Below are 20,583 nucleotides of genomic sequence, written 5' to 3' on the forward strand. Positions count from 1 at the left end.
GGGCTGGCGAGCGTGGTGTAAAGCGCTGATGCGGCGTAGGATTCGGTTGCGAAGCCACCCCATCACCTTAAACCACGCCCGCCATGACCGATGATACGATTCTGCCATCCTCGTTTCCAGCCGTTCACGCCAAGAAAGTCACAGCTGCCTTCGATGGCGGTCGATCCACGTCTACGACACGGATAAGAGCCGGCCCGTGGCCGTCGTGCTGCGGCCCGGCAAGACGCCGGGCGGCGTCGAGGTGCGTGCCCATCTGCGCCGCCTGGTACGGCATATCCGCACGCGATGGCACAACACGCAAATTACGTTCCGTGGCGACGGGCACTATGCCCGGCCGGAGGCAATGGCGTGGTGCGAGACCAACGGCATCGACTACATCTTCGGTCTGTCCGGCACCAAGCCTCTCGCCAGAAAAGTCGACGAGGTCGCCGACGACATCCGCACCCGACGCGCCATCGAGAACCTGCCGGTTCTGCGTGGCTATACCGAGACCCGCCACAAGGCAAAGTCCTGGGATCGCGAACGGCGCACTGTCGCCCGTATTGAGGCGGCGATGCTCGGCCTCGACATCCGTTTCGTCGTCACCAGCCTCGATGTCGGCTCGGCCGAGTGGATCTACGACAGCCTGTATTGCGCGCGCGGCCAAGCCGAGAATCTGACAAGCTGCATAAGTCACAGCTCGCCTCCGACCGCACCAGCTGCCGTTCGGCGCTCGCCAACCAGGTCCGTCTCGTGCTCCATACGGCCGCTTATTGGCTGATGCTGACCGTGCGCGAGGCCATTCCCAAAGTCCGGGAATTGGCCGCTGCCGAGTTCGCGACGCTGCGTCTTCGGCTCTTGAAAATCGCTGCCCGTGTGGTCGAGACCACGAGCCGCATTCGCCTTGCGTTCGCCGCGGCCTGTCCGGAAGCCGACCTGATCCGCTGCTTGCCAGGTGCGCTGCTGCCGCTCGGTCCTTGACCGGCGGGGCGTCCGCCCCCCGTTCGCCCAACCTATACCTCAAGCGCGTTGCAAAGTACGGGTCGTCAGGCGGTGAAAAGCCGAAGGCAATCCTGTGCGCCTCGTCAGACAAGATGTTCGGCCGCATCAATCGGGCCCCAAAGCCGCACTCTCACGAATAGGACGGGCTAGCATTGTTAGGAGGTTTGTGCATGTGCACATGATGCGCGCCGACTCGAACGACGGCCAGGCGCGGAGACGTGACCATAGGAGACGTCCGTGAAATCTTGGACGGACTTCGCTGCAGGCTCTCCGATTGATCGATATCGTACAGATTCGTCGCACTCTCAGGATTGCTGGCTTCTTCAAGAATGCAGGAGCTTTGAATGAAGGATGGGGAATGCCATGGGTGTGCTGGTTTCCGCTCGATCTCGCCCACCGTTCCGATTTGGTGTCGCCCGCCATGCCCAATCGCTTTTCTTAGCTGCGGCTGAAGTTCGTGCATGGTTTCCTCGGCGCGCCCGGTGCTGCTGCTTCTTCCTCGCACGTGCGTCAGGCATTTCCTGGCATTGGACGGGGTCTTCTCGGCATAACGCATTGCAAGCTCGTCAGGCTCCAAGCTCTTCTCAGGCAATTGCAGACGCGACAACCACAAGCAGTTCTGCCCGCAGCAGCCCATTACCCTTGCCGTCCCACCAAGCCTGGTAGGTGCGATCACGGGTCGTTTCGGGGATGATCCGACGCGAGTAAAGGTGCAACAACGGCTACAGCTATCAACTAGGAAATACGAGCGTCGGCCTCCAAAGAACGGAAGCCGGATTTCCTATGGCGACTGGTTTCACCAGCCAGCGGTGGTGAGAACTGTTTCCCGGACGGACTGATGTCACATCAATCGTGGATTTTCAGGTTGCACATCCGCTCGTCGGTAACGCCGGCGATATTCTGCTCGAGCACCAACTAGGGCGAGACGGCGAACGGCCGCTAGTGAACTGGCGTCCTGCCAATGACGAAGCGAGAGCCCGTGCAGAACAACTGGGCTTCGTTCATGTGGATCCCGATGATATGGTACTTGATCCCACCCAGTCCAAACAGTGGAGATATAGGGATGGTGAATGGCAGCGCGCAACCAATTCTTCGATGTATCTCTCCAAAGCGTCGAGCGATGATGAACCTTCATCAGAGCCCGACTCGGATGGAGACTTCATGTGACGTGAGATCTCTACCAATCCATTTGAGGTGGAGCAGAGCGCAGACCAACCGACACCTGCGGCTTACGATCGAGCCTTGGACGGAGCGAAGCCCAAGCCAATTCGGCTCAAGCCGTGAGGTGCACTGTACTGGCGGCGGTTTACGAGAGCTGGTGCCTATAATAGCACAAAAGAAAACCCCGGCTTCCAGCCGGAGTTTTCGACTCCCGCCCGGGCGGGAGGAGCGGATTGCCTATGGCAGGCGCCAGCGTCGTTGTGTCCTCGCCATCAGAATGGCTCGGGATCTTTCCGGGTTGCCTGGGTGAGGAGGGTTTCGTTGGCCGTTTTCTTCGTAGGCGTCTCGAGAAGTGTCGGGCCAACTCATCGAGCAACGAGACCATCCACCCGGGCTCGCCGGCATTGGATGCGAAGATCAAAAAATGGAGCAGATGTCAGGACAACTACCTTGCCTTCGTTCAACTCGCGTCAGTCAGGCTATGGCTGCGCCTTAATGAATCCGCGCCCTAACACTACTTTGGCAGATTGTTAGAATTGGGCTTTTTATTAGGATTCTCATCCTGGCTTGGTTGTGATTCAAGCTTGGGATGGACCGATTCGTTTTGACTGACGCCCAATGGGCGAAGATGGAGCCGCTGTGTCTTGGCAAGCCGGGCGATCCCGGCCGGAGCGGCAAGCTGTTTGTCGAAGCCGCGCTGTGGATTGCCCGCACGGGCAGTCCGTGGCGCGATCTTCCGCGCGCCTTCGGCAACTGGATAACTGCGTACACGCGCTTTCGCGACTGGGCGAAGGCGGGCGTCTGGAAGCGCATGTTTGATGCGGTCTCAGACGAGCCGGACATGGAATATGTCATGGTCTGTAGAAGTTTCGACTTAATCTGACGGCAAGGTTTGAACTGGCAGGGAATGGAGCTGCGGGCGAGCAGGAGCGCTCACCCAAAGGGCGCTCCCGCGCAGCCCGCGGCGTCTCACAGGGAGACGTTACCATGACCCAGGAACAGAAGTCATTCGCGCGAATGTCGGCATGCTGGAATTGGCCAAGCAGCTCGGCAACGTCAGCCAGGCTTGCCGGATGATGGGCTATAGCCGCGACAGCTTCTACCGGTTCAAGGAACTGTACGACAAGGGCGGCGAGCTGGCGCTGATTGAGATCAGCCGCAAGAAACCGGTCCTGAAGAACCGTGTCGCGCCGGAGGTCGAGGCAGCCGTCGTTGAGCTGGGGATCGACCAGCCGGCCTGGGGTCAGGTGCGGGTCAGCAATGAGCTCAGGAGCCGCGGCCTGTCGATCTCCCCGTTCGGCGTGCGGGCGGTGTGGCTGCGTCACGACCTCGCCAACGTCAAGAAGCGGCTGACGGCGCTGGAGGCCAAGATGGCCCAGGACGGCCTGGTGCTGACCGAGGCCCAGCTCGTTGCGTTGGAAAGGGCCAAGTCCGAGAAGGAGGCGCACGGCGAGTTCGAGAGCGAGTGCCCCGGCTATTGCGGTGCGCAGGACACCTTCTATGTCGGCAACATGAAGGGGGTCGGGCGGATCTATCAGCAGACCTTCATTGACACCTACAGTAAGGTGGCGTTCGCCAAGCTGTATGATCGCAAGACGCCGATCACGGCGGCCGAACTGTTGAATGATCGCGTGGTGCCGTTTTTCGATGCGCGGGGCATCCCGCTAAACCGGATCCTGACCGACCGCGGCACCGAGTATTGCGGCAATCCGGAGCATCACGAATATGAGCTCTACCTCGCCGTCGAAGACATCGATCACACCCGCACCAAGACGAGGAGCCCACAGACCAACGGCATTGTCGAGCGCTTCCACCGCACCGTGCTCGAGGAGTTCTATCGCGTCGTGTTCCGCAAGAAGATCTATCCGAGCATCACTGCCTTGCAGAGCGATCTCGATGAGTGGATCGCTGCCTACAATGAGGTGCGCCCACATCAGGGGCGCTGGTGCTACGGCAAGACGCCGATGCAAACTTTGCGTGACGCAAGTGCTCTGTCGAGAGAAAAATTGTTGCCGGCTGCGTGGGGTCGCACATGAAACCTTTGTCGGACACCTGCCGCGACAAAGCACTCGCTGTCAGCTCAAGTCCCTTCTTTTACAAAGTTTTCCGTCTTGCAACACTCAGCGGCCTACATTCTCATCCGAGCGCCGATGTTCGCCACACCCCGCAATGGCAAGCTTGCTTGCGCGCCGATTGGCGATCCCCCGGACTGCGGGCTGATAACCCTCCCGAAAGGAGTGTTCTCTCCAGGCTCCATGCTTTTGTAAGATAGAGCTTGATGGGGCTCGGCGCTGCTCAGGCAGTCCGCCAAGCCGATGGAGGCATGAGCGCTGTCACCGGATGGCTCACCGCCGCAAGACGATACCTCACCGGATCCCCAGTCGAGCCATCTGCGCTGAAGCGTGCTCCGGATCGGGGAGGGGCTGCCACGGCTGGCCAGCGGCGGTGCTTAACAAGGACTTGCAGAACACAGGAGTGAGCCTGCCGCGATGGATCACGACATTGTCGTGCCCCTCGGCGGCTCGAGCGCTCTGCCAGTGCCGATTGTAGCCGCGCTGTTCGTCGGACTTGACGTGGCAAGCGGCGAATTCGCGATCGCCCAGCGTTGCCAATTGCCAGGCATTTACCGGGCGCTTGGTATGGATGTGCACCCACATCGGCCTTGGCATCGCACCGCTGCGCAGCGCCCTGGGCTGCAGCTTGATTTCGAATAGCGTCCCCGGCTCTCCCTTCAAGGCGTGCGGTGGATCCACTGACGCCAGTTCTCCCGCTTCCCGCAACTGTTCTAGGTATTCTTGCGATGGAAACGCATAGGTCTTCGTGCAATCGCTTGTGATTGCTGCCTTTCGCGCGTTCAATGAGCTTGCCTGTCCCTGAACCTCGGACCACATCCTTGTCAGCCGGACTATTTTTTCGTGCACTTCAGGCACTTGCGCAGGCGTGAGCAGGCCTCGCCGGCGAGGCTCCTCCAGCGCGGCTACACAGGCCTCAATCTCGGAGGACTGCGTCTGCATGCGCTTGATGACGACATCCAACACGTGTTCGGCGTCCTCGGGCTTCATGTGGCGAGCTTGCGAGGCGGCGCTTTGCTGAGCCGGCAGATCGAACTGCAGCAGCTGGTCCAATCGCTCAAGTAATCCCGGCAGTGCTTTCCTGGATGGCGGAGCCATCCACATCTGGAGGTTATCGGCCGCAGCGGATGACGCGCGTGCCTGCTCCGGAGTGGCGAGTTTCTTTGTACCGAGATCCGAGAGCACGATGACCTTGCCCGCCGGGGCCGTCGCCGCATCGGGCCTAGCGAGTTGCGGCGTGGCGGGGCTGGCCGTCGAACTCCCCTCTCCTGCGGCTGCTGCGGGCCTTGCTTTGCCCGTTCTGCGCGCCGGACTGCCTCCGCCCGCTGGGCCAATATTATCCGGAAGCGCAGCCCAAGCCGGCGGTTCAATCGTGGCTTGCGTCTTTGGCTGCAATGCCAGCAGCCGCATGACTTCGTTCGCCGTCACCCACGCAGCTTCCACGATCTGGTCCAGCAACGGCAACGGAAGGTCAGTTTCCGTTGCAGTCCCCCTCAGGCTGTCAAGCATGCCGCTCAGCCCCGATGCAAATTCCGAAAGTCGTTCCATGACTCCTTCCAGAACGGCGCGATGCTCCGCTTCGAGCGCCGCTCCATCGCTGTACAGAACGGCTTGGGCCGTCGAGACGAACGCCGGAAAAACATCTCCGATGAAGGCCCCGAGCAGGCGCACCCTCCCGCTCTCATCCATGAGGGCGTCGCGCACGTCTGGTTCCAACGTGCTCGCTTGCGAGTTGACTAAAAGCTCCACGAGAGCGATCCGCGATTGCAGATACATGCACTTCGTAAAGAGCGCCCAGCCCGTATGATGCCTTAGTGCGGCATCTTCGGCCGTGCGCATGGCGGGCGTGCTGCCTGGAAGGTGGGCGGTAGCGGCACAGACTGACTGCATCCGCTCACAGCGCAGCACCTTCTTTCCCCACAACTCCATGCATGCTGCATAGTGGTTCGCAACGCTTGTAAACAGGCGGCTCAGCTGTGCAGGCGAGGCGATGTCTTTGAGGCTGTCGAGCACGCCTTGTGCTTTCTTTCTGCTCTCCTCCAGCTCGTAGATAATCTGGGTCGCCACTTCATTACATTCGTCAGCCTCCCTCACAGTGTCATCGCGGAGCCGGCGAGCCCGATCGTTTGGCAGAATTCGGCGCGCCAAATCGGGTGGCAGACTGGCGTAGTACGCCAGAACTGTTGCGCCTGCTTTGACGACCTGATCCATCAGATCTTGTCTCTCCGGCAAGTTCCGGGCATGCCCGGCCGCTCGGCGGCAAGCTTCAAGTTCCTCAAGCAGGCTGCTCAATTCTCGCTTTGCTGCCTTTATCTCCTCCCTCGTTGGCGCCGCTACGTCCGAAGTTGGCGGCGGGTTCGCAAGCGTCGCCGCTCTCACATCAGGCTCAGACCGTATCCGCCCTACGACGGCATCGAAGGACTGATCGCGTTCCCCAGGGAAGAGACCAGACTCCGGGCTCGAACGGCTCGATTCCCTAATGCTTTCGGCTCCCGCGGCCTCAAGCTCTGATGGACCAGCTCGGCCAATGCCTTTCATGCTTCATCTCCGGATAATTGAGGGTGCGCAGCCTGTCTGGATAGGCCGACTGGCTGACGACTAGCTGACCAAGAGCATTCATCCGGATGCGCAAGGAAGAAGATGCGGCCTTGTGTTCGACTTCTATCGCAGCTTCCATGCTGCTGGAGTAACCGCGTCAGTTCCGGTGTCATCAGCTGAGACGCGAACAGGCCAGACGCCCCCTTATAGAAAACTGACAGCTATAGAAAAATGACAGTCGCGTGCACCAAGCATTCGCCTCACGTATCGTTCTTCACGGGCGATTCAACGTCTGCCCGGTTATAAATAGCTGCCGACAGAACCTTCGCTTCTATCCATTCATCTGCGCAGTTTGAAGAAGCCAAGATAGTTCACATCAATCCACACCCACCGCACACCGGCGGTCGAGACTGTCCCGATCATGGCCTAAGCTTCAATCCGCACGGGGAGAGCGGAATAGCCGTGCACGAAGTTAGATGCAATTCGCTCGGGTTCGCCGACGACCTTGATCTTCAATCCCCCATCCAAAATCTCTTCCCAGAGGACTCTCAACTGCAGTTCCGCAAGGTGTCGGCCAAGACAGCGATGGATTCCGAATCCGAACGAGAGGTGTTGCCGCACATTCTTGCGGTCGATCACGAAACTGTTGGCGTTCTCAATGACCTCTTCGTCTCTATTGCCGGAGATGTACCACATGACGACCTTGTCGCCTGTCCTGATCGGTTTTCCCCCAACGATGCTGTCTATAGCAGCAGTGCGGCGCATATGTGCGATCGGCGTCTGGTATCGAATGATCTCAGACACGGCGCTCGAGATCAACTTGGGATTGTCAGTTAGTTTCCGCAGTTCGGAGGGGTACTGGCTCATGAACAGGAGGCCGCCGGTAATCGAGTTGCGCGTGGTATCATTGCCGCCTACGATCAGTAGAATGAGGTTCCCAAGAAACTCAGTTGGCTCCATATGGCGTGTGACGGGTGAATGCGCCATCAAGGAAATCAGGTCGAGGCGTGGCTCGGCATTGATGCGCTCGTTCCAAAGCCGTGTGAAATAGTCCAGGCACTCCGACAAGATGGTGCTTCGCTTGTCCCAGCTGTCGATGGCATAGCCTGCTTTAGGAGTTGTAACAGCTGCGTCCGACCAATAGGTCAGGAGTCGCCGATCCTCAAATGGGAAGTCGAACAGCGTGGCGAGCGTTTGCGTCGTCAACTCTATGGAGACCTTGGTTACCCAATTGAAGACTTCATTACGCGGCAAGCCATCGAGAATCATCCGGACCCGAGAGCGGATCAAGGTTTCGAGCCTCGTCAGGCTTTCCGGCCCGACGATCGGACTCACCGTGTTGCGCTGCTCGGCGTGCTGGGGAGGCCCCATCTTGATGAAACTTGGGGTCCAGTGCTTATCAGGCACCTCGACAATGGTGACACCTTGCTGTGACGAAAACGCGTGGTGGTTTGTGTCGACCGCTACGATATCCCGGTATTTCGTTATTGACCAATATGGACCATGAGCGCTATTTTGACAGTAGTGAACGGGATCTTCTCTTCGCAACCGCTCGAAGCAACCCCATATGCTGTCGTCTTGAAAGCGCTTGCCCTCGCTTACATCCAGCTCGCTGAGCGGGATAATATATCCATCATCCGCTCTATGGATTTCCAATCGCCTGTTCATAACATCTCCGCAGATTTTGTTCGCGAGAGCTTACGGATCCAAACTTACGATTCACCGGTTTGAGCTGTCGTGGCGTTTGGCTGTGACAAGCTACCCGAACAGACTATCTCAAAGTGCGGCTAGCCAGCCCTACCATGTCGGGCAGTAAGGATCGCATTGACTTTCCGGCTCCATCTACTCAATGGATCGCTGAGAGCTGTCACCACCGCTGGCCTCGCCGTTTCCGGGAACGGCATCGGCGTCAACATAGTGGCTGTCGTTGCCCTGACGGCGAAGGAGCTGGTCCGGCTGCCGCGGCTAGGTCCTGTTCTTCCCAGTGACACCGTCCTGCGCCGCCCTAACAGAGGCCGCCGACGAACGTCATCGCGCTGCCCGATCGCTATCTGAGCGCTACCGCGCGAGCCCAGCGCGAAACTTCGCCTTCATTGAGGGCTCCTACAACCGAACTTGGCTTCATTCCGCTCGCATATATCGCCCCAATCGACATGGAGCTAAGAGCCACCTAACCCCGTCTACTTTTTCGGGCGAAGATCTATGAGTAATCGACTCGCTACGACTGCTTAGGCAAATCGATCCAGATATCCTGAGCACCATTTAGGAGCGTATCCTGATCTGGAACATAGATGCTATCGGAAACCGTGAGGCCATGAGCCATTGCAGCCCCAATAATTAAGAATGGGAGCTTGACCTGCTCTAAATCTTTGAAATTATCAGCGTCGACAATCCGAACAAACTCGAGTCTAAACTGTCGAAACTCTATCCGAGATGTCGCCGACGCGACCAGATCCTTCACGCTTGACGCTCCTCGGGCGATCTCTTCTCTTGAACGGTTGAGTGCCGTGAAGAGACAGGACAGCTCATCAAGCTCGGAACGGTTAAATCGCCTCAAGCGCGACGAAATGGGCACTCCGTTCTTGTATCTCACGGTCGGCACAAACCTTATCTCGCAATCGAGAAGCAGGTCTGCGACGGCGCGCTTTACCAGGATCGCCTGACCTATATCTTTCAGGCCGAAGTAACTGCGAGTTGGCCTCGAATAGCAGATCCAGCGGATTGCTCCAGTAACGGCTTCCTTCAAATAAGTTTCAGGCCCCCCTAAACGCAAATCACAGTCACCTTGCGATACATACGTTCGATAGCCGACCGGGAACATTTCGGTGTCGCTCGACGAAATCACGGCAGTTGCTCCTGAACGTAGGGCAAGTCCAATATCATCGTCCAAATTGAAATCGTAGCTCCCACCTGGTCTAAGCTGGATCTTGTTCGGGTACACTGTGACGATCGCGACATCATTCTCCAATGCCGCTCTTCTAATCAGCTCTGCATGCCCAAGATGCAGGGCGCCGAGAGTGTGGACCGTTCCAATCGTCTGACCTGTTCTCGCGACCTCCCGGATGAACGCCTTGCCTGCGGAAAGACCTGTCAGATGCATCTTCTTACTCCGCTTTTTGAACGCCAAAATAGTGGCGCGTTCGGATCTCGGAAGGCGCGCCGCCCAGCGTCTCGTGGGCCGCGCACGCCAACGAGCACCAAAGAGGTTTTACGCCCTCTCACACCTCGACCACCGCACGAACTGTCCAAAGCTCGCGCGCACTGTTCTTGCAGCTCCGAAGCAGTCAGGTTGACCCTTCTCGACCCCGTCTGATCACCGATGAGAATTCAGCCAGATAGCTTGATGGTTCGCGCGGCTGCCGCCCCTCCAGAGCGACCTGCAGTCCCCGACAACGGTCGGCGAAAAATGGTGGCTCGAAAGTGGTTATCTTAGCGCCCGAAAAGTCCACCTTTACGAAACTGGCCTGGAACGGCGATATCCCACTCAGGTTCGCATCGCGCAGGGACGATTGGTTCATGCGAACGTATGCGGCTCGCGTTGCCTCCAGGTTACTTTCGGTCATATCCGCGGCGAGATATGCCTGAACGAGATTTGATCCCTCGAAATTTGCGTGATTCAATGCCATTGATTGCGGCGGATCACCGGTGATCATCGACCTGTAGAGGTAAGCTTGGGATAGGTCCGCATGCTCCAGATCGCAGTCGCGCACAAAGGCGCAGCGGCCGCGAAAACCGGTGAATTTGGCCGCTCGCATTGTGCTCTCTGTTATCGAAATGCTTTCACCTGATGCGCTAGATAGATCCGCCCCATTCAGCTGACAGGAGTGAATAGATGCACCGGTAAGCACGGCACCCACGAGGTTCGCGTCGGACAGGCCTACGGACAGAAGCCGCGCCTCGGTCAAGTCTGCCTGTTCCAGCTCCGCTCCCGCAAGATTTGATAGGTGAAGATCAGCGAATGGGGCGCTCAGGGCTCTCGCCCGAATCCGCCCGCTCACCTTTGAGAGTCTCAGATACGGAAGATGAGCGCCCTCTAAGACGAGACCATCGATCGAGATGGGACGCACGATCGATAAACAGTCTCCCTTCGACTGAAAGAACGAGCAATCCGCCAGATGCGCCTTCGTGATCGTGACCTGGCTCAGCTTTGCGAAGCGGAAGGACGCTGAAGGGAGGAAGCATTCATTGATGGTTGAGCCCTGTAATTCCGCGCCGTCGAATACAGCATCACTCGCGTCGCACTGGTAAACGAGGAGCCCGCTGAGCATCGCGTTGTCAAAGCGTGTTCTTTTCATGCTGCAACCGTGAAAAAGGCTGCCGGTTGCATCGATTACATTGCGCAGACTGGCATCATCGAAGTTGCAGACCTGCGCTGCCATCGCATGCATATAGGCAAAATCGAGCTTGGCCCCCATGAAACTTGCCCGCTCTAGCCCCGGACAGATAAGGTTCGCCTCAGAAAGATCTGCTCGATCCAACTTTGTTCCGTAGAGCTGCGCGCGATTGAGGGTACAGCGTCGCAGCGGGAAATCTGATAGGTCATGACCGCTAAGGTTCTCGGAGGATAGCTGCAAGCCAATCCCGGTCCTTCTGATTGCCTCCTCGGTTCGCCTCCTAACAGCAGCAACCGCCAGCAGCCGGTCGGCAGCCCGGCTCCAGTACCGAACGAACTCGCCATCTGATGAAAGCTTGTCTTTCGGATCTGAGTAGTGCTCTGCCCCTTCATTCACGGTGCACTCGCTATCAGCGCCGATCCTTTGCGACATGTCGAGAGTTCCGTACTGCCAGGATTACGAGGACCTCTTTGTGCTTGGCATGGACGCAGGCTGCGGGCTTTGTGGCGAACTCGCCGGGGATTTGGTGACACGACGTGTCGACGAGACTCTTATCATGTCGCTGTCCGCGGCGGCCGACGCTTGACCACGTCAGCCGAATTCTTGTCATGCGTGTCCACTGCCAATCGGTGCAATTGTCTACCACACCCACCAACCCTGATCCGTTGTTTGGCAGCGCTGATATGTCCGAAAGTGTGTTTCTTTTCGCCAGCTCTTCGACACTCCACATCACTCTCCATTAACCCGAATGCGCAACATTCTAGGTCTTTCTTCTTGTTCGGAATGGACCCGCGGCTTGCGGGCGGAACAGTGATCGTTCACCTAGCTCTGCACTCAGCCTGGCCTTACCTCATCGGCAGCAACAACCGTGCCAGCCGCATCAGTCGGAATTGTCGAGCTAAATCGGCAGCGTAATTTCCACATGGGCGCAGAATGTTCTGATTCTGACAAACACGGTCCCGCTGACAGAAACCGCATTATGGTCGCTACGCCACCTTGAAAGCAAAAATTCCGACTTCGGTTGCAGGAGGGCAAGAGCCGCAGTCCTTACGGGCACGCAATCGATCAATTGCAATTCGACACTTGCGGATCGCCGGCCTCCTGGTTAGCCAAAGCTCGCGATCGGCTAGGCCTGCTCCGCGAGCCGACGGGTCCATCTATGGGAGAACGAGTTGGGCCGATCGAAGTCGCACCCCCGTGGCTTGTTTTGCGACTAACGCTCGGCGCGCCGACGCGATCCATCGCATCAGTATTCCCAACAATGGATCTTCATGCCACGCGGCCCGGTCAGAGCCCGATGGCCGCGGCATGATCCGGCGTTAGTATCCCCAGCAGCTTCTTGAAGAGCTTTTCAAAGTCCTTCACGGGGAGCCGATGCAAGCTAGTCCAGGCAGGCTGCCCCATGCGGCTCAAGCTTACGGTAAGCGGGCCCTCCCCCGGGCTGCTTCCCCATAACCTTTCATACGGTACTGCCATGAAGCGGAGAGCGACAATGGCCCATCTCGCCAAAACTCTGCTCCGCAATAAACAACAGGCTCGCCGGCACAGACGCAATGGCCACGGGCTTTCTTCAAGCAATTGGGTCTGGTCAGCTGTTCGACAGCTAGGCTTTCTAGCATAACAGCATCTTTATCCGGACTGGAGCCCGACTCGAACACAAATATCTGGACGAGAAGCATGAGCTGGATTGCCGGTCAGGGGCCTGCCGCACGCCTCAACACCGGACGTTCGAGAACCAGACCGGTGCATCTTATACAAACTGCGCCCGTCTCAGTTCCTGCTCCTGATCTGATCAACTTTTGCATGACGATATTGAAGGCCGACAAAAGGAGACCGGAATGGCCCCATTTGACAACGTCAACCCATCCGAGGCTCGGATGCATAACCTCGATCCACAACAGGAAGAGACGGCGCAAGCAGACTTTGAGCATCGGCTTGGAGAGGCTCAGCCAATCCTCGCATCATTAGCTTCACCCGCGGCTGGATCGAACCCGACGGTAACGGACGGCAACAAGAAAGCGCAAGCTATCCCTGAGAACGAACGGTGCGCGGCTGCATCGTTCGTGAGAACGCGCGGTCAGCTTGCCGCAACGTTGACTTGCGCTAACCTTGCGGAACTCAGAAGAGACATCGAACTCGCTGCGCAAAGATCAGCACAATGGCCAAGAGCGACTGGATCGTCAGCCTATCGCGTCGACAGTGACCGCGTTTACGACGACGTGTTGGCATCGTCATACACGGAGCTGCAGCGCTTTCAAAACCACGCCAGCCACTGCAGGCCACATGTGTTGGACCGTCAAAGCGCGATGGCCCATTTGCGTTCCATGGCGGCTTTGCGTTACGAGCAAGCTCCCTGGAATATCTGGGGAGGCCAACGACTAGATCTGGGCCGCGCAGCGGCAGAGCACATGAGGGGCGATACCAATTCTTCGCCTTTTGTGTCACTGTCCGAGGACGCCTCACTACTGCTCGTTTCGCCGGACGACGACAAGGAGTTTGGCGCCAAAGTCATCGCGGAAAACGCGAATGAGTTGCACACCTACACGGTGCCGAGGGTCACAACTTGGACGGCGGAAGACATCGTCAGTATTCTCGAGGATGGAACCGAAAATGATGAACCCGATCTGGCATGGGTGAGTGCTACCCCAACCGAAGAGCGTGAGGTACTATTTCTGGGTGGGAATCTGGACGACTTTCGGACGGCCAGCGCATCGAATCCGTACAAAAAGTCTGGAGCAAAAGGCTGATGACGCAGGCTCCGGAAAGGGTGATTTGCCTTTTCCGATGCTTGGAAAAGTCGAAAACAGCGTTCATGCTATAATCCTCCGGTCCGTCTGCCCGGCGAGGGGGAGCGTCAACAACGCCGGTCCTGGCTGGATCCGCTTAAATATGATGTTCTCACGAGGGCCGCGGGCAGCGCGTGGACGTAGCGAGATCATCTGGACGTTCAACCGAGAGGTATTGGCTCAGCCCCATACGACGACTGCATGAGCCGCCGATCTTCCACCTCAAAGATCGAATGGAGATCGGCGACATTCATGAGTTAGCTGAGCAACAAGTTCAGGCAACTTGATCCTTCCCTGACGAAAAGACGGCTAGAAAGAGTCTGGCAGTCCTGACGATCGAAAAGATCCGTATCATGCCCGGCGAAGCTGTCCACACGATGGAGGATCAAGTCTACGAAGCGCCCGTCTGCTCTGTGCTCTTCGTTACCAGATGAACTTTGCGCCATCCGGCACTTCGCAGATGAATTCGCCTTGATTCGCGAGTTCGGTGGTCCCGACGACAAGTTTGGAGGCTCGCACCGTCAGCTTGCCTTCGCGGCTAAGGCTATGGCGGATGTACTCGGTCACGGCATGTCCGGAGCTGTCGACCGTTTGATGAGCATTGGCGAAGCTGATGCCGCTCTGGCTGGTCACCCTGAAGGCATTGATGACCAGACCGGCCTGCGTCGCCGACGCAGGTTTGCCACCATCCGCGTTGGTACAGTGGGTCATATCGAGGATGAGCTTCACATTCTTCCCCGCTTGGAGGGCTCTGAGTACTTCAGTGTATTTCGGCGAGGGGTCGTCGGCTCTTGCCGGCGCGCTCGCGGCCGAAAGCAAGGACAACAGGATCGTTAGTCCTCGGCCAGTAACCTTCATATGCTCTTCTCCCTCGATAAGTACCGCCGATTGCGGCCTCCAAGTCGTGATGCTCGCGATGCGTTTGGCTGATTCCAGACAACAAGCGCGCTCGTACAAAGCAGCCTGTCGCAACGACGCGCAAGACGTTGTAATGGCTATTCCGACATCACAACCTCGTATGTTAGGTTTGCGGAAGTGGCTTAGCTTCCCGCGCGTCGACTAGACCGGCTTGATCCAGCGTCGTCCGCTTGGAAACAGCAAACCAAACCGGTTGCGCTGGTCCGCCACAGGCCTCTCGAGCGAGAGAATGTAGTTCTCGCCTCTGCATAAGTAGACGATCTACGAACGCGCCTTTCGCCACCTCAAGCACCGGCTCGTCCATCTTGCTGTGCACGGGCTGTCTGCCTTAGATCACGCGTCCACAATGAAGTGGTGGGCGCGTCCTGGCGTGCCGATCCGAACAATCTCAGGCATCCAATAGCAGCCCAATCGAACACCAATGCCAGGAGGCAAACGGCAGCACCGATTTTGATCCGACGCTTCGCGCGACTTCCTTCCGGCTGGCTGTTCGCCATGCTGACTGACTCAATTCGACTCCGTCAAGAGCTGAAACTAAATGGCGCCCTCTCTGGTCTGTCAGCTTCTCGAAAGCTGCGCCTGCAACAATCTAGGCTGGCATCCGGCACTTCGAAGGGAGAGAGATATGAACGTTGATCCACGAAATGCCGTGGACACTCCCTTTGAGGTTCACAACGTGGTACAGCAGGCGCGCCGCGTCCATGGACAACAGGATGAGCTTGGCGCCGAGAGCAGCGCAACGGCACACAATTCCGAAGATCAAGCAAGCTTCGAGCAGCAGCTGAATGACTTGGATATAGACGACCTCGATTCGGCCTACCCGACGCCGCCTTCACTCTGCTTAGCGGCAAATTCCGCGACTGCCACGTCCTCGTCTGCGCCAGGCGAGGCCGCCTCGGAACCCGGTAGCTGCCCAGCCCCATCATTTGTCAGTGCCCGCGCTCAGCTTGCAGCAACACTGACAGGTGCCAATCTTGAAGTGCTTCGCAATGAGATCGACCTTGCCGTGCAGCAGGCGGCGCGCTGGTCACCGGCGAGCGCACCTAGCATTGACCGAGACGGCGTATTTGACGACGTCGTGAGGTCGTCTTATGTCACACTGCGGCGTTTTCAGAATCAGAATAGTGACTGCAAGCCGCATACGGACGAAAACACAAGCGCCATATTGCATGTTCGCAACACGGCTCGGGATCATTCTTCCATTGGAGATCATCCAGAGCGGTATCCTATTGACCGGGCGCGCCAAGCTGGCTGGCATATGCGCGGCAAGACAACAACATCACCCTTCGTATCGTTGGTCGAAGATCCGGCGAAACTCGCCGTTTCTCGCGATCATTGGGCGAGGGCGATCGCCAACAATGCGAACGCACTGCACACCTACACTGTTCCGAAGCACAGTGTCTGGACGCCAGACGACGTGATGAGCAGCATTGCGCTCAGAATGAATGCTGAAGACTACGACAACATCGATGCGGACGTCGATTTGATGTGCTCACTTGGCAGAACGCCAACGAAAGAGACCGAGCGCCTGTTCTTGGGCGGAAACTTGGAAAGCTACCGCACCGGCAGAGAAGAAAATCCCTATAAGCGCGAGAGCAATGAGTAGATGGTCTCTCGGCCAAACCGTTGGGCTGGTTCGTTGGTTTTCAAGCACCCAAACTCCCAAAAGAAAGACCTTGAAGCGGCGTACCAACTCCGCACACGCAGAACAGCTTAAGCTTATGCGGCGACCGGCGGCCCGATCAACTCGCCGGTCGAGCGGCAGAGCGGTTGGGTCTCCGACAAGATGCACTTCCGGCGACGCGAGGATGTCGGACAATCCTCCTCCTGTGCGCGCTCGTTGGAGCATCCCGGCGCCTTGGACATTGTGAGTTCGAACGACATACGAGCTCACGGCTGGCTGGCGGCTTTGGTGGAGTTACGCCGCTGAACGCGCTGCGTCCCTCTCTGTACTCGGTCTGAAATTGGCCGCGCGGTCAAGCAACAGGTGTTTCGGCCGCGATCGCATCGGGCATTCGCTCCCCGCGATAAGCCGCGCTGTTACAAGACAGCCGATCCGTCACCTGGATGCGTTCCATCAAAACAATCGATTTTGCGGAGCGCGCCTAAGAGGCTCATAGTCGATCGCAATATAAGGAGGCCGCATTCAAGATGACGTCTGGCAATCGATTCTCTCCTCAATCCCTTGCCGAACAACTTGGCTCGAGCGATCGACAGTCTTCACCTCGAACGTTGCTTCCTGTTCATCAAGTGGACGTCCACCTCTCGCCACGGTCTCCCCGCTAAATTGACACGCATGAGGCGGATCGGATCGCCCCGCTCCTGGTGTCATGGCTTACCCCGCTTGCCAAGAGCGCCTGCCTCTTCTGCACTCAATAGCGCTTCTGCGAGACGTTTAATTGGACGGACGAATGCTCACGGCTTTGTACACAGCGAGACGGACCGCCGCGCGCAGTTCGACGGCATGGTCGAACTGTGTCGCCGTTGCCTCACAACGATTCCAAACTGAAGGCACCCCGACAAAGAGCATTCAATTGCACTTGAATCTCACCTCGCGTCAGATTGTAGGATTTCCGACAGTCTCGCGACACAGTCCGCTCGTGTGAACTCTTCCTGACGGGTACCAACAATTGCGAACGTCTCAAAAACTCAATGCTCGGCCGATTCGGTTGATCACACTACCCAACTCCTCCTTTTTAGAGCTTGCATCGTTCATCTGCTCTGTGAGGGCTGGGCGAAGCGCCGTCTTCGCAGGCAGACCTGGATCCAGCGCGCGAGAACAACGCGGGCAGTCTTTGTTTCGCCTATGCCGACGAAAGGCAGAGTTCCTGAGCCGTGCACCCGATCCGACGACATGGAGCCGGCGTCGCCGCCTCAGACAAGGCACGACAGCAATGCCGCACGTAATTTGTCCTTCATTGGCAGCACTAGCTCAGTTGGGACGGAGAACGCCTCGGAAGCGACCGAGCATTGGAACGGTTGACATCTTACTTGGATAACGCCGGCAAACGAGAGGACGTCTGTCCCGAAGGACGCGTTGATCGTTTCGTCGCTTCTCGGCCTTTTACGCCCCATTGGCCGGCACATAGCGCGCGAAGTGTCTTTAGCGCGGAACACTTGCAATGCCGCGACTTGACGGCACTACGGCCAACAGCCTCGCAAGACTGACCGCGGATCAAGACGAACTGGGAAGTATTCAATGTCGGTTTCGCAAGCCTGTTCGACGACAAATACAGCTGATCTCGCCCGTGCCTTGCTTTCGCTGGGGCAGTCTCGCGCGATCACTACCGCTAGCATTCGCGCAGCGCATGCAGGCATTGCTATGTGCCGCCCACAGATGCATCAGTGCGCCGCCAGGGCTCTCAACCCCGTAAGTCATCGCAGAGCTCTTGCCAACATAACGGATATGTTGAGCTGCGCCGCCCGCCCAGGCGACCCGCCGCGAGCCGTCACATATCCGATGTCAATGGATGCGCATGCATCGGTCGCCTGCCAACAAGCTCTTGCGGGTCGTCTACGGCTTTTCGAATTCATGCCAGACCGGCAGCATCCAGTCGCCGGATCTCTTGGTCAACCCTAACACGCTCAAGTCTTGCCGAGGACGGACGAGAGGCGATGGATGCGAATTCTCCTGGTTGATCATCATGCGGACTTTGGCCGCGCTGTGAAGGCAACGCTCGTGAATTGCGGGTTCGCGGTGGACGTGACGCCCACGCTGGATGAGGCGTCAGCCGCGCTGGATTGCGCAAACTACCACCTCGTACTGCTGGAGTCCGTCTTGCCGGATGGGGATAGTTTGGACTGGTTGAAGCAGTTGCGGCGCGAAGGACGATCAATGCCGGCAATGATGATGAGCAGTCTCAATGATCTCAGCCGCCGGATCGCGACCTTCAATGCGGGAGCGGATGATTTCCTGCCCAAGCCTGTGTCGATCGACGAACTCATCGCTCGCATGCGGGCCATTTTGCGAAGGTCAACGCAAATGACGGCGCCGGTCGTGACATTCGGGAATCTGCATTTCGATCCGATCGCCAGACAAGTCTCGGTGGGTGGCCGGATCCTGAGGATTGCTCGGCGTGAGGTGTGCATTCTCGAGCATCTGCTCAATCGCGCCGGCCGCACTGTGCCGCGCGCTTCGCTGGAAGATAGCTTGTACGCGTTCGATGACGAGGTTTCGACCAATGCGCTGGAAGTCGGGATTTATCGCTTACGCGCGCATTTGAACCAGGCGGGTGCGACGCTCAGAATCAAGACCGCGCGCGGCGTCGGTTACACTCTTGAACTCGTTGGCACAGCATCGGCTGCCTAGCAGCGTCACTTAAAGGCAACAATCGCTTGAAGGTCCTTAATAATGCCGCCGGCGCTACCCAGCCGCCTGCGATCACCAACCCACAACGCTCTGCCGCTCTCAATCGTCTCTGCTACCTCCTATGCGGATTTGCTTTGCTGTTTCCGCTTGCGGCCTCAGCCGAGACCAAGCGGGACGGCAAAGGAGAGATGCCACGTGCGGCACCCGGCAGCACCACGGGCACGCTCAATATTACCTCGTCACAGGGAAAGACGGTGCATTTGAGCGCACCGGCGGCGACCATTTTTGTCGCCGACCCTGCAATTGCCGATTATCAAGCTCCGTCGAGCAGTACAATTTTCGTGTTCGGCAAAAAGTCCGGGCGGACGAGCCTGTTCGCCCTCAACGAAAACGGCGAGGCTCTTGCCGAGCTGCGTATTGTGGTAACCCAACCACTCGAGGATCTACGGGCCGCGCTCAAGGCCGAGGTCGGCGACTATCCAATTCAGGTCAGCTATACCCCGCGCGGGGCGATCCTTAGCGGTATAGCGCCCAATGCCGATGTCGTTGAGGCTGCGAGGAAGGTCACTGAGCAATTTGTTGGCGCGGGCGCCCCGGTCGTCAACAAGATCCAGGTCGCCGGCTCACTGCAGGTAAATCTCAGCGTGCGCGTAGCAGAAGTCTCCCGCACCGCCGTCAAGGATCTCAACATCAACTTCACCGCCTCGGGCCCAAACGGCGCTTTCCTTGCCACCGGCAAACCGGGAGGGTCCGGCAGGGCTGGCGGCGGCGGCACGATTGGGATCGGGTTTAGCACCGGCAATATCAACCTCAGCGCTGTTCTCGACGCTCTCGCCAGTGAGCACCTCGCCTCAATCCTGGCTGAGCCGAACCTGACGGCAATGTCCGGCGAAGCCGCAAGCTTCCTCGCCGGCGGCGAGTTTCCGATCCCAGTCATGCAGGACAACAGGCAGGTTTCGGTCCAATTCCGGCAGTTCGGCGTGAGCTTGGAATTCGTCCCGACAGTGCTCAGCAACAACCAGATCATTGTCCGTGTGAAGCCCGAAGTCAGCGAACTATCGACCGAAGGCGAAGTCAAGATCAATGGTATGGCGGTTCCTGCCCTCTCGACGCGGCGGGCGAGCACCGTGGTCGAGCTCGCCAGCGGCCAGAGCTTTGCAATCGGCGGCCTCATCAGGCGCAACTTCAACACTGATATCGGCGAGTTTCCCTGGCTCGGCGACGTACCGATCCTTGGTGCGCTTTTTCGCTCTTCATCGTTTCAAAAACGCGAAACCGAGCTAGTTATCGTTGTTACACCTTACATCGTACGGCCGGGATCAAATCCAAGCCAGATAAGTATTCCGACCAACCGCATCGCACCGCCATCAGATGCAGGCCGCATCTTGACGAACACGGTGGCACGGCCGCCTCAAGGCCGCGATGCGCCGCGCGCGAGCGCACCGGGACTGACGGGCAACGCCGGCTTTATCATCGAATGAGGA

At 58.0% G+C, this 20,583-nt stretch carries 13 protein-coding genes and 1 pseudogene; 8 read left to right on the top strand and 6 right to left on the bottom strand.

Annotated features, from left to right (window positions below; genetic code table 11):
• Window positions 1–163: 163 nt before the first annotated feature.
• Window positions 164–960, top strand: a pseudogene (locus ACVJ19_RS01010) (IS1380 family transposase); the annotation flags it as partial.
• Window positions 961–1,111: 151 nt separating this feature from the next.
• Here the strand turns inward: ACVJ19_RS01010 and ACVJ19_RS01015 are convergent.
• Window positions 1,112–1,537, bottom strand: coding sequence for a hypothetical protein (locus ACVJ19_RS01015; RefSeq protein ID WP_223153745.1), 426 nt, complete (start codon window positions 1,535–1,537; stop codon window positions 1,112–1,114).
• A gap of 296 nt (window positions 1,538–1,833) precedes the next feature.
• Between ACVJ19_RS01015 and ACVJ19_RS01020 the strand changes: the two genes are divergently transcribed.
• The 3 genes from ACVJ19_RS01020 (at window position 1,834) to ACVJ19_RS01030 (ending at window position 4,178) form a co-directional block, all read left to right on the top strand.
• On the top strand, window positions 1,834–2,148 hold the full coding sequence (locus tag ACVJ19_RS01020) for a hypothetical protein (protein ID WP_321576610.1): 315 nt from the start codon (window positions 1,834–1,836) through the stop codon (window positions 2,146–2,148).
• Window positions 2,149–2,731: 583 nt separating this feature from the next.
• The gene (locus ACVJ19_RS01025; protein WP_011084662.1) at window positions 2,732–3,025 is read left to right on the top strand and encodes an IS5 family transposase; all 294 of its coding nucleotides are present in this window, start codon (window positions 2,732–2,734) and stop codon (window positions 3,023–3,025) included.
• 142 nt (window positions 3,026–3,167) lie between these two features.
• Window positions 3,168–4,178 (top strand): IS481 family transposase, encoded by a 1,011-nt coding sequence (locus tag ACVJ19_RS01030; protein ID WP_011084661.1) that lies wholly within the window; start codon window positions 3,168–3,170, stop codon window positions 4,176–4,178.
• A gap of 330 nt (window positions 4,179–4,508) precedes the next feature.
• Here the strand turns inward: ACVJ19_RS01030 and ACVJ19_RS01035 are convergent, their stop codons facing one another.
• The 4 genes from ACVJ19_RS01035 to ACVJ19_RS01050 form a co-directional block, all read right to left on the bottom strand.
• A complete protein-coding gene (locus ACVJ19_RS01035) occupies window positions 4,509–6,752 on the bottom strand; it encodes a hypothetical protein (RefSeq protein ID WP_011084660.1) in 2,244 nt (747 codons plus the stop codon).
• A 426-nt stretch (window positions 6,753–7,178) separates the two neighbouring features.
• Window positions 7,179–8,420, bottom strand: a complete 1,242-nt coding sequence (locus ACVJ19_RS01040; RefSeq protein ID WP_011084659.1) for a cytochrome P450 — start codon at window positions 8,418–8,420, stop codon at window positions 7,179–7,181.
• Window positions 8,421–8,970: 550 nt separating this feature from the next.
• Window positions 8,971–9,852, bottom strand: coding sequence for a pantoate--beta-alanine ligase (locus ACVJ19_RS01045; protein WP_011084658.1), 882 nt, complete (start codon window positions 9,850–9,852; stop codon window positions 8,971–8,973).
• A 184-nt stretch (window positions 9,853–10,036) separates the two neighbouring features.
• Window positions 10,037–11,518 (bottom strand): pentapeptide repeat-containing protein, encoded by a 1,482-nt coding sequence (locus ACVJ19_RS01050; protein ID WP_011084657.1) that lies wholly within the window; start codon window positions 11,516–11,518, stop codon window positions 10,037–10,039.
• Window positions 11,519–12,924: 1,406 nt separating this feature from the next.
• Here ACVJ19_RS01050 and ACVJ19_RS01055 point away from each other — a divergent pair.
• Window positions 12,925–13,833: a hypothetical protein gene (locus ACVJ19_RS01055; protein WP_014497924.1), complete on the top strand. Its 909-nt coding sequence runs from the start codon at window positions 12,925–12,927 to the stop codon at window positions 13,831–13,833.
• Between the two features lie 462 nt (window positions 13,834–14,295).
• Here ACVJ19_RS01055 and ACVJ19_RS01060 read toward each other — a convergent pair whose 3' ends face one another.
• Window positions 14,296–14,730 (bottom strand): VirK family protein, encoded by a 435-nt coding sequence (locus ACVJ19_RS01060; RefSeq protein WP_011084653.1) that lies wholly within the window; start codon window positions 14,728–14,730, stop codon window positions 14,296–14,298.
• A gap of 685 nt (window positions 14,731–15,415) precedes the next feature.
• Between ACVJ19_RS01060 and ACVJ19_RS01065 the strand changes: the two genes are divergently transcribed.
• From ACVJ19_RS01065 to ACVJ19_RS01075, 3 genes are all read left to right on the top strand, one after another.
• Window positions 15,416–16,396, top strand: coding sequence for a hypothetical protein (locus ACVJ19_RS01065; RefSeq protein ID WP_014497925.1), 981 nt, complete (start codon window positions 15,416–15,418; stop codon window positions 16,394–16,396).
• A gap of 2,013 nt (window positions 16,397–18,409) precedes the next feature.
• Window positions 18,410–19,099 (top strand): response regulator, encoded by a 690-nt coding sequence (locus ACVJ19_RS01070; protein WP_011084649.1) that lies wholly within the window; start codon window positions 18,410–18,412, stop codon window positions 19,097–19,099.
• Window positions 19,100–19,125: 26 nt separating this feature from the next.
• Window positions 19,126–20,580: a type II and III secretion system protein family protein gene (locus ACVJ19_RS01075; RefSeq protein ID WP_018647881.1), complete on the top strand. Its 1,455-nt coding sequence runs from the start codon at window positions 19,126–19,128 to the stop codon at window positions 20,578–20,580.
• Window positions 20,581–20,583 lie beyond the last annotated feature (3 nt).

This window comes from Bradyrhizobium sp. USDA 376 (assembly GCF_054063675.1).

Bases quoted from the DNA above. Each gene is read 5' to 3' on its own strand.
- ACVJ19_RS01025 (WP_011084662.1), top strand. From the start codon at position 2,732: ATGGACCGATTCGTTTTGACTGACGCCCAATGGGCGAAGATGGAGCCG.
- ACVJ19_RS01055 (WP_014497924.1), top strand. From the start codon at position 12,925: ATGGCCCCATTTGACAACGTCAACCCATCCGAGGCTCGGATGCATAAC.
- ACVJ19_RS01065 (WP_014497925.1), top strand. From the start codon at position 15,416: ATGAACGTTGATCCACGAAATGCCGTGGACACTCCCTTTGAGGTTCAC.
- ACVJ19_RS01040 (WP_011084659.1), bottom strand. From the start codon at position 8,420: ATGAACAGGCGATTGGAAATCCATAGAGCGGATGATGGATATATTATC.
- ACVJ19_RS01060 (WP_011084653.1), bottom strand. From the start codon at position 14,730: ATGAAGGTTACTGGCCGAGGACTAACGATCCTGTTGTCCTTGCTTTCG.
- ACVJ19_RS01030 (WP_011084661.1), top strand. From the start codon at position 3,168: ATGCTGGAATTGGCCAAGCAGCTCGGCAACGTCAGCCAGGCTTGCCGG.
- ACVJ19_RS01050 (WP_011084657.1), bottom strand. From the start codon at position 11,518: ATGTCGCAAAGGATCGGCGCTGATAGCGAGTGCACCGTGAATGAAGGG.
- ACVJ19_RS01015 (WP_223153745.1), bottom strand. From the start codon at position 1,537: ATGCGTTATGCCGAGAAGACCCCGTCCAATGCCAGGAAATGCCTGACG.
- ACVJ19_RS01045 (WP_011084658.1), bottom strand. From the start codon at position 9,852: ATGCATCTGACAGGTCTTTCCGCAGGCAAGGCGTTCATCCGGGAGGTC.
- ACVJ19_RS01070 (WP_011084649.1), top strand. From the start codon at position 18,410: ATGCGAATTCTCCTGGTTGATCATCATGCGGACTTTGGCCGCGCTGTG.
- ACVJ19_RS01035 (WP_011084660.1), bottom strand. From the start codon at position 6,752: ATGAAAGGCATTGGCCGAGCTGGTCCATCAGAGCTTGAGGCCGCGGGA.